The organism is Photorhabdus hindustanensis, from assembly GCF_002968995.1.
Taxonomy (GTDB): Bacteria; Pseudomonadota; Gammaproteobacteria; order Enterobacterales; family Enterobacteriaceae; genus Photorhabdus; species Photorhabdus akhurstii.
Map to the genome: position 1 here is coordinate 1 of NZ_PUWT01000086.1, position 10,423 is coordinate 10,423.

General features: G+C 45.1%; 13 protein-coding genes and 2 pseudogenes. 13 read left to right on the forward strand and 2 right to left on the reverse strand.

Annotated features, from left to right (window positions below; genetic code table 11):
* The 8 genes and pseudogenes from C6H66_RS23085 to C6H66_RS23120 all read left to right on the forward strand — a co-directional run.
* A pseudogene (locus C6H66_RS23085) lies at positions 1–2,716 on the forward strand (hemagglutinin repeat-containing protein); the annotation flags it as partial.
* 2 nt (positions 2,717–2,718) lie between these two features.
* Complete coding sequence (locus C6H66_RS23090; RefSeq protein WP_046397994.1) at positions 2,719–3,261, forward strand: immunity 42 family protein; 543 nt, start codon at positions 2,719–2,721, stop codon at positions 3,259–3,261.
* 336 nt (positions 3,262–3,597) lie between these two features.
* A complete protein-coding gene (locus C6H66_RS23095) occupies positions 3,598–4,173 on the forward strand; it encodes a hypothetical protein (protein WP_105396842.1) in 576 nt (191 codons plus the stop codon).
* On the forward strand, positions 4,173–4,394 hold the full coding sequence (locus C6H66_RS23100; RefSeq protein ID WP_040150370.1) for a hypothetical protein: 222 nt from the start codon (positions 4,173–4,175) through the stop codon (positions 4,392–4,394). The genes C6H66_RS23095 and C6H66_RS23100 overlap by 1 nt, the downstream gene beginning before the upstream one ends.
* 163 nt (positions 4,395–4,557) lie before the next feature.
* Entirely contained in the window at positions 4,558–5,418 is an 861-nt protein-coding gene (locus C6H66_RS27080; protein WP_248000793.1) for a hypothetical protein, read from the forward strand.
* Complete coding sequence (locus tag C6H66_RS23110) at positions 5,415–5,888, forward strand: Imm42 family immunity protein (protein WP_105396843.1); 474 nt, start codon at positions 5,415–5,417, stop codon at positions 5,886–5,888. Before C6H66_RS27080 ends, C6H66_RS23110 begins: the two co-directional genes overlap by 4 nt.
* 108 nt (positions 5,889–5,996) lie before the next feature.
* On the forward strand, positions 5,997–6,650 hold the full coding sequence (locus C6H66_RS27085; RefSeq protein ID WP_105396844.1) for a DUF4258 domain-containing protein: 654 nt from the start codon (positions 5,997–5,999) through the stop codon (positions 6,648–6,650).
* Complete coding sequence (locus tag C6H66_RS23120; RefSeq protein WP_105396845.1) at positions 6,640–6,912, forward strand: hypothetical protein; 273 nt, start codon at positions 6,640–6,642, stop codon at positions 6,910–6,912. Before C6H66_RS27085 ends, C6H66_RS23120 begins: the two co-directional genes overlap by 11 nt.
* Before the next feature lie 14 nt (positions 6,913–6,926).
* Here C6H66_RS23120 and C6H66_RS27800 read toward each other — a convergent pair whose 3' ends face one another.
* The gene (locus C6H66_RS27800; RefSeq protein WP_422615634.1) at positions 6,927–7,235 is read right to left on the reverse strand and encodes a hypothetical protein; all 309 of its coding nucleotides are present in this window, start codon (positions 7,233–7,235) and stop codon (positions 6,927–6,929) included.
* Positions 7,236–7,268: 33 nt separating this feature from the next.
* Here C6H66_RS27800 and C6H66_RS27090 point away from each other — a divergent pair, with 33 nt between their 5' ends.
* The 4 genes from C6H66_RS27090 to C6H66_RS23150 all read left to right on the forward strand — a co-directional run bounded on the left by C6H66_RS27090 (position 7,269) and on the right by C6H66_RS23150 (position 9,464).
* Positions 7,269–7,739, forward strand: coding sequence for a polymorphic toxin type 33 domain-containing protein (locus C6H66_RS27090; RefSeq protein WP_248000794.1), 471 nt, complete (start codon positions 7,269–7,271; stop codon positions 7,737–7,739).
* A 68-nt stretch (positions 7,740–7,807) separates the two neighbouring features.
* Complete coding sequence (locus C6H66_RS23135; RefSeq protein WP_105396847.1) at positions 7,808–8,212, forward strand: DUF4279 domain-containing protein; 405 nt, start codon at positions 7,808–7,810, stop codon at positions 8,210–8,212.
* Positions 8,213–8,250: 38 nt separating this feature from the next.
* Positions 8,251–8,904, forward strand: coding sequence for a hypothetical protein (locus C6H66_RS27095; RefSeq protein WP_248000795.1), 654 nt, complete (start codon positions 8,251–8,253; stop codon positions 8,902–8,904).
* Between the two features lie 212 nt (positions 8,905–9,116).
* Positions 9,117–9,464: an immunity 8 family protein gene (locus tag C6H66_RS23150; protein WP_105396848.1), complete on the forward strand. Its 348-nt coding sequence runs from the start codon at positions 9,117–9,119 to the stop codon at positions 9,462–9,464.
* Positions 9,465–9,526: 62 nt separating this feature from the next.
* On the opposite strand, the gene C6H66_RS27805 is transcribed toward C6H66_RS23150, so the two are convergent.
* Entirely contained in the window at positions 9,527–9,826 is a 300-nt protein-coding gene (locus C6H66_RS27805; RefSeq protein ID WP_422615635.1) for a SymE family type I addiction module toxin, read from the reverse strand.
* A 343-nt stretch (positions 9,827–10,169) separates the two neighbouring features.
* Here C6H66_RS27805 and C6H66_RS23165 point away from each other — a divergent pair.
* A pseudogene (locus C6H66_RS23165) lies at positions 10,170–10,423 on the forward strand (hypothetical protein); the annotation flags it as partial.

Genomic DNA, 10,423 nt, shown 5'->3' on the forward strand with positions numbered 1-10,423 from the left:
GCTCGCAATGAAAGTGACCCGCGAGTGAAAGCGCTGCAAAACACTCAAGCCGCCCTCAGCGGAGTGCAAGCGGCGCAGGCCGGCCGACTGGCGGCAGCTCAGGGCAGTGACGACAAAGGCAATAATAATCTGGCCGGGGTGAGCCTGTCCTACGGTCGCCAGTCTTCCCGTTCAGAACAGCAGCACCGCCAGACCACTCAACAGGGCAGCCACCTCACTGCCGGGAATAACCTCACCATAACCGCCAAAGGGGATGGCAAAGACGCATCAGGCCAGCATGGCGATATCCGCATTCAGGGCAGCCAGTTACAGGCGGGTAAAGACCTGCAACTCCATGCTAACCGGGATATTCAACTCTCCTCCAGCCAGAGCACCGAACAGACGACCGGCAAAAACAGCAGCCACGGCAGCTCGCTGGGCGTGGGCCTGACTGCGGGACCGGGGGGCACCGGTCTGAGCGTCTCGGCCAATGTCAGTCGGGGCAACGGCCATGAAAACGGCAACGGCGTCAGCCACACTAACACCACGTTACAGGCGGGACAGACCGTCGGGCTGAACAGTGGCCGGGATACGACGCTAAAAGGCGCTCAGGTCAGCGGCGAGCAGATTACCGCCGAAGTAAAACGTCATTTGACATTAAGCAGCGAGCAGGACAGCCAGCGCTATGACAGCCAGCAACACAACGCCAGCGCGGGCGTCAGCGCCGCCGTGGGCCCCCTCACTAACAGTACCGCGAGCCTCAATGCCAGCCGTAATAAACTCCACAGCAACTATGACAGCGTGCAGGAGCAGACCGGGTTGTTTGCCGGCAAAAGCGGCTATCAGGTTAACGTCGGCGACCACACCCAACTGGACGGCGCGGTGATAGCAAGTACCGCCGACAAAGCCAACAACACCCTGAACACCGGAACGCTGGGCTTCAAGGATATTAAAAATCAAGCGGACTTTACTGTTGAGCAGCAAAGCGCGGGCGTCAGCCTCGGCCAACCCACCGCCGGTCAGGTCCTGAATAATCTGGCGGTCAATGGGCTGAGCGGTTCCCATAACCAGGGCCATGACAGCAGCACCACGCACGCCGCCGTCAGCGACGGCAACCTGATTATCCGGGATAAGGCGCACCAGACGCAGGATATCGCGACCCTCAGCCGCGATACCGATAACGCCGCCAATGTCCTGAGTCCGATATTTGATAAGGAAAAAGCGCAGCAACGGCTGAAACAGGCGCAACTGATTGGCGAGATCAGCGCCCAGATGACCGAGATAGCCAGTACCGAAGGGAAAATTATCGCCACCAAAGCGGCGAAAGCGAAGCTGGACCATATCAGTGAGCCGGACAAAGCGGCAGCCAGAAAAAAAACTGGTCGACAGTGGCAATCCACACCCGACTGCGGCGGATATCAATAAGCAAGTTTATGATACCGCTTACACACAGGCGCTGAATGACTCGGGCTTTGGGACCGGCGGAACCTACCAGAAAGCCCTACAGGCGGCTACGGCAGCGATTCAGGGCTTAGCGGGGAACAATCTCGGTCAGGCGCTGGCCGGGGGCGCTTCACCGTATCTGGCGGGCGTGATAAAAGAGCTGACCACCGACCCGAAAACCCATCAGGTGGATATTGCCACCAACACGCTGGCCCATGCGATTTTAGGCGCGGTGGCGGCGGAAGTCAGCGGCAATAATGCCTTGTCAGGCGCAGCCGGTGCAGCTTCGGGGGAACTGGCGGCTCAAGTCCTGGTTAAGCAACTTTACGGCGACGGGGCTAAAGTCAGTGAGTTAACGGAGGAGCAGAAGCAAACTATCAGCACCCTTTCCACCCTGGCGGCCGGGCTGGCAGGCGGCATTGCTGGTGACTCCAGCGCCAGTGCCGTTACCGGGGCTCAAGCCGGGAAGAACGCAGTCGATAACAATCACCTAAGTGTGGAGAAGAATCAATCGCGCAGTGAGGAACTGGTTAATTGTCAGGGTGATAGCAGTTGCCGCTCTGCCGTTAGGGATAAATATCGGCAGGAGTATGACAAGGTTCAGGAACGGATAGCAACGTGTTCAGGCGCTGACCAGTGCGTTGCTGTTGCCAAAGAACTGCGGGCATTGCAAGGTGATTACAGCGCACGAATAGGCGAAATTCAGGAAAAAGCCAGAATGCAGGGGCTGGATTCCCTCACTCCAGCAGAAGTGCGGGAATGGGCAGATTTACGGGGTGCCATGTCAAATATTGACGCATCACGGAATTTGGTGCTCCATCGTGCCCAAGTCACCGGCGGCTCAGAAGAAACCACCCAGGAAATCGTGAAGATTATGGGTCAAACGGGAATTGCTGCGTCTGCGGGAGTGGCCGGAGGGATCAGTAAAGCAGGAGCAAAAGGAGTCAAGGGAAGTGCTGTACCAGTACCTAATCCAGTGACAGCAAATAATGGGTTAGTTTATAAATCAAATCCTAAACATACTCTTGGTGGTGATGGAAATCGCCGTAATGCGGGAATAGAACCAAAAGACTCATTGAAACTTTTTGAAAATTCAATTCCAAGCTCCAAAAATTATGGTAATAAAGAAGTTAGATTTGCTAAGGACGAAAAAGGTAATGTTCATCGGTTCGAAGGGACCAATGGGGAATATCACTGGAATGGAAGTACCGGTGATGTAAAAAATCCATTGAATAAAAATGACATTCCTAATGAAGTCAAAAAACAACTTGGTTTGTCCGGAAAATGGAGATAAAAATGATTTTTGGTGATCCATATCGTTTTGCAGTGTTAATACAACATCTTCCAGAATGGAGTGATGATACTTATAAAAATGGACTTTTCCATTTTTGTATTGATGGTTTTTTTTTCCCTGAAGAAATAAGGACATCTACCCTTTGGGTAGATGTTTTTTCATTGAAAGACAATACTAATGCTTTATTTTCTTTTCAGGAAAATAAAGCGTTGTTTGAAAAAGGAACTAAAGATGCTTTTAACTTTATGTTAGGAATGATTTCTCCAGAGTTGATAGGACAAGATGAGCCCGAAAATTTTGAGCAATCTTATCAATATCAAGCGTCAACAGAAAATATTAATGATGCTGGTTTTGTTGTTTTTGCTGTTTCTCATGGTGATATGGTTAGGATACTTGGCGCTAAGTATAGTGAATTAAAGCAAGACGAACATGGGAATGGTTTTTGGGAAACGATCACTAATCCTGATATCAGAGAGGCTATTCTTTATAAGAGTGAAGTTAATGAAATAATTTCAAAAGCATTCGAATATTATTCAACCATTTAACTCACTGCCTTTTAACAGCATCAAAGCAAAATAGCTTATGAGGCTCAAAAATCGCATCGGGGCGTTGTTGGTCAAGCATCAAACCGCACTGGGAAAAATGGTTTGTAACTGACTGAGTGCATTAGAAAAAATCAGGTTCGGCGTCAGACTTCACGACAGAGAAAGTTGTTGCTGAGAATAATGCCCTAGGTGCAGCAGCCGGGTCAGACTTGGGATTTTGGTTGGCTAAAACACCGGACTGTGATACGGCTTGCAAAAGTAATGTTGCTAAAGGTATAGCTAATGGAAATCTAATTGTCTCTGTGGGAGGAATGGCAGTAGCCGGGGGCCCAAATTGTGGCCGCTACGCCTGAAATTGCTGCGATGGCACGAGCAGCACTGGAAGGATGTAAAGCTGCTCCGACAATCTGCCTGAACAATGCGGGTATTCAGGTCGCTGAAGCATTAACACCGGGTGGTGTGGGTGCCGCTGGCGTAATCGGTGTGGGCAAAACAGCCGCAGAAGCTGCTACGGCACAAACAGAAGCTGTAGCGGTTAATGCAACCAAAAGTATATTTAATAAGCCTATTGTCCAAACAATAGATGCAGGAAAATTTGGTAAATTAGAGGTAACCGAACTTGCTAAAACAGGAACTAAAATTGATCCGGCAGCTAAAGCAGGAAATTTAACTGTTGCTGGTAGAGCCTTGCAGAAGCATGGAAGCCGTGAAGGTAGCGCATTCCCTGTTGCTAAAGGAAATCCAGAACAGATCAACCAGCAAGGACAAAAAATTTTGGATGGAATAATCAAAACACCAGGAGCTAAGGTTCAAGAGGGTAATCGTTTTGGTGGTTTCGATGTAATAGCACCGGATGGTCGTGGTGCAAGATTTGATACTCAGGGTAACTTCCGCGGATTTTTGGAGCCATGATGAATAATAAATATCAATTAAAAATTGTCGTAGCAAGTGATGTAGATTATGAATGTTTAATAGCTGAAATTTATTGTAATGGAGAGTTTTTTGCTCTTTTGCAACAAGAGGAAGGACTTGAAAACATCAAAGTGGAATTTTCTCCTAATGCTAGGATAGTTGATCTTGATTGGCTTCAATATGCTTTATCAAAAGCTAAGGAACATTTATTGAATAATTGAACTTACCCGAATCCTAATTTCCGGGCAATTTCATCTGGAAGCTAATATGGCCTAACTTCGGCATCATCCGTATTTTTAGTACGTGACCTGCTGAACTGAAAAAGCGCATCGGGGCATAGACTGATTATTTTAGAAAAAATCGGGGTCGGCGGTCAACTTCGCAATGGAATGCGTTGTTACCGATAATAATTTCCTGGGAAAACTGGTAACAGAAGGGTGTGCAATAGCTGCTCCGTGTCGAGCCAAAGTGACAGAAAAAGTCCTGGAGATAGGCGTTAAGGCGGGTATAACCGGAATAGTGGCAAAGGAAATCGCTGATAAGATTTCTTCAGAAGACTTAGACCATCTGATTATGCTTCAGATGATGGGAAATGATGAAATCACACAGAGTTACCTAAATACACTTCAGGATAAATACACTCAAGTTGTTGATCCAGCTAATCTGCCAACACATACAGGTGGTAATCAGTCTGACGATATAAGGAAATACCCTAATCATACCGGTGGAAACCAACAGTTAAAGCCGGGTAGTATACCGAACCATACAGGCAATGAGGAAAATCGGTCTGACATTACACCAAATCATACCGGCAATACGGAAGGTAAGCCGGATGTAGGTGGTAATACGACGGTGACCCCAATTCCTGATGGAACAACGAAAGATAATTTAGCTTATTTGGCCGAAGGACGGGATAACAGATTACCTATTCCCGAAACAACAGTTGCAGGTAATGGACTAAAAATTGAATCTAACTCTAAGCATACACCTGGAGCTCAAGGGTTCAGACCGAATGCTGGTATTGAACCACGAGACTCTTTGAGCATTTTTGAAGGTTCAGTATCTATAGATTCTGATAAACATAGATATGCTAAAGACTCCAATGGACATATCCATAGATTTTCACCAAATAATACAGGTGTCTACCATTGGTCTGGTAGTACTGGAGACTCAAAAAATAAATTGGAATTAACTGGAAAGGTGAAGTCTAGGTTACAAAAACAAGAAGGGTGGAAAATAAAATGATTATTGGAGATCCTTATCAAATTGCTATCCATATTGAGCAAATTGATGTCCTGTGTTCACCGAGTGGAATGTTTAATTTTATAATTAATGACACATTAGTTCCAGGGAAAGGAGTAACAATGGATCTATACATGGTGATATCTGAACTAAAAGAGAGCCTTGAAGACGGAATGCGCAAGAACTTGCGAGATGTTGGGAATATCCCATTGTCTGATTTAGATTTTTCTGAAGGAGAACCGGAGAACTTTATCTCATTATCCTCTGAATTATCAGATTATGGCTTTATTTTTTGGTTGGGTTTTGATGGCGATGAAGATCGTCTTATTTATACAACAAATTATGAAAAAACATTCCAAGAAGAACGATATCCTAGAGGAACAATAGAAAAATTAATTAGAGACCTACCGTTAGCAGAGGATTTAGTAATGAAAAAAACAGGAGCATCTATTAATACTGAACTGAAATCATAAAGAGTTGTTATTGAGAATAACTATCTGAGCGCGGATCAGATAGACGACTTTGCGGCCAGAGCCAAAGGGTGTGAGGGACGTGGCGACTGCAAACAGATCACGAAGGAAATGGAAGATCTGAGCCTCAAGCAGCAAAAAGAGCTGATCGCAGTGTGTTCTTCCAACCCCGCCGCCTGCAAGGAAAAATACGGCGATATCCCGGCTAATGGTATGCTGGTACGTCAAGCCATCGATCGCGTACTGGGTGACGATGTGCTTTCACGGATGAAGAATGACATGTCTTCTCTGTTGGCCCAGCAGATTGAAGCCGAAGGCGTCGTTTCGAGTACGGAATTTGCCAACCAGTTGCAAAGCCGCTACGGTATCGATAAGCAGCAGGCAGAAATCCTGGCGAGCGCTGCACTGGGTGCTGTGACTGGAGGATTGGGTAAAGGTAAATCTGGAAACTCTGCAAATAATACAAATTCTGGGGCTACTCTCCCTATGGGAGGTAAACAGAAGCAGATGAATCAGCCTAAAAATCCCTCTTACCAACCCGTAAGGAATGAACCTGTGACTATTAATAACAGAGAGTATTCCGGTCATGCCTTGGATCGTATGCAAGATCGCGGAATCACTCCATCTATTGTAGAAAATACCATCAAAAATGGAATATCAACCCCGAGTAAAGGGGGAACGACTGTTCATTATGACCCAATGAATAATGTATCTATTGTTACTAATGAATCAGGTAAAGTGGTAACGGTGAAATATGGAAAATAAAGAATCCTTGATAAAAGATGCGGTTAACTCATTAGATGACTTAATGGTGTTCTCTAGGTTCATTAATTCATCAGAGGATCTGTACGATGATGAGCGATATCAGAAAATATGGTTTGAATTAGAAATAATTAATTCTGTTGCTTTAGCTGAATGGGAAGATCAAGGTCGACCAAGTGATTGGACTAAAGAATGGAGCATTAAATTTAAAGAAGAAGCCACTGAAGTGATGGCTTCACTTATTAATCGAATAAAAGAATGTTAATAAAATTCCCGGCTTTATGAATTGACTAAGATCTTTCTTTTAGCCGTCAACCGTTCTCTACCAGCCGGATAATCAACTGTCCGGCTTCGCTGGTAATAGTGATCAGAGCTCCTGTGGTAAACCCCAGCACGGCCAGCCAGCGCCCCTGGGCACCCGCCGCCCAAGCAAGTTGGGCGACGTTCGCCCGTTGCCGAAAAAGGGGCTACACTGACAAGGGCACGGCGAGAAAAACCGGCCTTCGGGGGTGAAAAGTGCGTCAGGGGGTTTTGGGTTCGGCGGTGAACGCACATCGGAAAAAACGGGTTGTAACTGACTGAATGCACAGGGAAAATCGGCGTTCGGTAATCAACTTCGCAATGGAATGCGTTGTTGCGGATAATAATGCTCTAGCTGTACCAATGCCACCACCACCGATAGCGGGTTCAAACACAGGTGAAGCCGTAAATGAAGCAAATCAGACGATAGCTTCAACTGTGGACAAAAAATTGAAGGAAATGGGAGAGTCTATAGATAAAGCCACCCAATGCTCCTTTGGCCGGGTATGTTCGTCAGATTATGTGGATAATGAAAGCCAACCAAATGTGGGGGAAAACCTGACGAATGAAGAGAAGAAGGAGTATGGTGGTACAGGAAATCAACAGCCACCTGAAGATAATCAAAATAAGAATGGACAGAATGAACATAAACCATCAAATATCAAAATGGCTGATGACAAGTATTTAAAACAGAATGGAATTGATGCCCATGAGCTTAAATCTGATGTTGTTGGTAAGAAAAATATATCGAAATATGATATTTATGTAAATAAAGAAACTGGTGAACTATGAGTTTTCAGAAAAGGGGGTACTGGAGAAGGTATCCCAACAGGTGAATTCATTAAATAAGGTTATAACGAATGAGTAAATCAACTGTGAGTGTGTATTTTTTGATCTCGGGAGATAAATTAAATCCTGGGGATGTAACTGAAAAATTAGCTATTCAACCAACAAAATGTTGGGTGAAAGGCGATCCTATACTAGGTAAAAAACGCCTTAGAATAGATAGTTGTTGGCTTTTGAGTACAGGTGATGAAGAGTCGCTTGATATTGGTGAACAGTTAGGAAAAATATTCGTATTACTACAGGACAAAAAAAAGGTTTTAGTAAAATTAGCTAATGAATATGAGCTTGATTATCAGTTTAATATAGTAATTAAAATAGAAGAAGGAATTAGACCAGCAATAAGTTTGGATAAAATGATGATCAAAGAGCTTGACGAGTTAAATGCGGGACTAGACATTGATCTGTATATATATAGTTAAAAATTAAATAAGTTGCTATTGAGAATAACTATCTGAGCGTGAATGAGCTGGACAATTTTGCGCATCAAGCCCGCACCTGTGAAGGCGAAAGCTGCAAACAAGTGATCAAGGAGATGGTTGATACCAATATCCGTAATCAGCAGGAAATGGTGGACTTCTGCAACAGCAACCCGACCCAGTGTGCGCAGAAGTATGGTTATCTGGTTGATCAGTGGCCGGTGTTTGAACGTACCCTCAAAAATATGGACCGGGATGGCACATTGCCGGTTGAGTTCAGAAATTACCTGTCGGCGGTGAATACGTTAGGTCAGGCGGCCACAGGCAAGGTAGGCGAACTCGGTTGGACAAAACGCTTTGAAGCAATGGGCATGAGTCAGGAGACTGCCGCTGCAATGGCGATGACACTGCCTATTGTGATAGAGGGAGCCAAAGGGCCGAAGTCGTCACCAAAATCATCGCAAAATAATGCCGGCAAAGGTGCTCAGCCTGAGTCAGCAGGGAAAAACACAAGTGGCGCGGAAAATGCGGCAACTTATCCGAAGTTAAAAGAAGACTTAGTGCAACGAAACCTTAGTCATATTGCTTCGCAAGACCCAAGGTTGGCGGCTGTAGTTAAAGGTGATAATGGTAAGCTCAATTATGGCATTGGGGCAGGAACTCAAGCAGACGCGGATAGATTAGGCAAAATCTAGGTAGGAGATGGAGCCAAGAAGACTACTGGAAATGGCTGGGTTAGTGCGGATGGTACAAGAGGTTATAGACCACCATCAGAGAAACCTAATAGTGCCCATGCCACTACTGGTGTGCAAGCCAATTTTGAAACATATTCAATTGATTCTAAAGGAAAAATAAATAAGACTGGAAACAGTCATTTAAATATTTTGGATTAAAAGAGGATGCATTAGTGAAAGCAGTACTAAAAGGCATAGATTGTATGCATAAAGATCCAGTCATGTACTCCGGTGAAGATGACGGAACTATTAATATAACCTTATCCCTATTAATCGGGCCAGAGTCAGAAAGTGGGAGTGAATATTTTGATCTTTTTATCTGTACACCTGAATGGCTGTGTAACCATCATTGGCAGCCGGAATTGATACGTCATACGCTTCTGGTACGTGAGTATAATTTGGATGAAATTAAAAAGACCATTACAAACTATATCGATCAGTGCGAGGGGCAAGATTGGATGGAGATAGCACAAAAACTATCTCGTGTCTTTGCCTGGGAATATGAGGATTATCAACCTTAACCTGTTGTTATCCAAAGAGTCCAGCTAAAGAACTGGACTCTTCCTTTAGCCATCAGTCATTCTCAGCCAATTTGAATGATTAACTGTCCGGCTTCGCTGGTAATAGTGATCGGGGTTCCCGTGGTAAACCCCAGCGCGGCCAGCCAGCGTCCCTTAATAGTGAGCTGCGGGTACGGATTGGGCTTGCCCCGGTAGTAGGTGCAGCAGTTGGTAATGTTGTAGGTACTGCTGGAGGAAAAGTAATCGACGTTGGAAATAAATATTTCCCTATAGTATCGGATAAAACGGCAAGTACTATTGGAGCTATTGGTAGTGCTATAGCCAGTGAAGTTACAGGCAGTAAAGTTGAAGATAAGCTGGATAAATCAGGAGGAGCAAAATGATAATTCATTTTAAGTCATTACTGATTCTTCTGTTATTTTGCACAATTATTATGATTATGGTGGTCTTATCAGGATGCCTGTGTGCTGCGATTTTAGTTTATTTGAAAAACGAAACATTCATCTTTAGTTGGCATGATGATGTTGTTTTTTCAGTAAAAAAAGGGGTAGTAATAGGTATACCGACTGGAATAGGAATCTGGATCTTATCCCGTTTGAAAGGAAATCGTGAGAATTAAAACGCCACCATCTGATCGATGACCGGACCAACTTTGGCTATTGTACAAAGGTTTTTACATTTGTTGTAGACAACAACCACCTAAGTGTGGAGAAGAATCAATCACGCAGTGAGGAACTGGTTAATTGTCAGGGTGATACCAGTTGCCGTTCTGCCGTTAGGGATAAATATCGGCAGGAGTATGACAAGGTTCAGGAGCGGATAGCAACGTGTTCAGGCGCTGACCAGTGCGTTGCCGTTGCCAAAGAGCTGCGGGCATTGCAAGGTGACTACAGTGCCCGGATAGGCGAAATTCAGGAAAAAGCCAGAATGCAGGGGCTGGATTCCCTTACGCCGGCAGA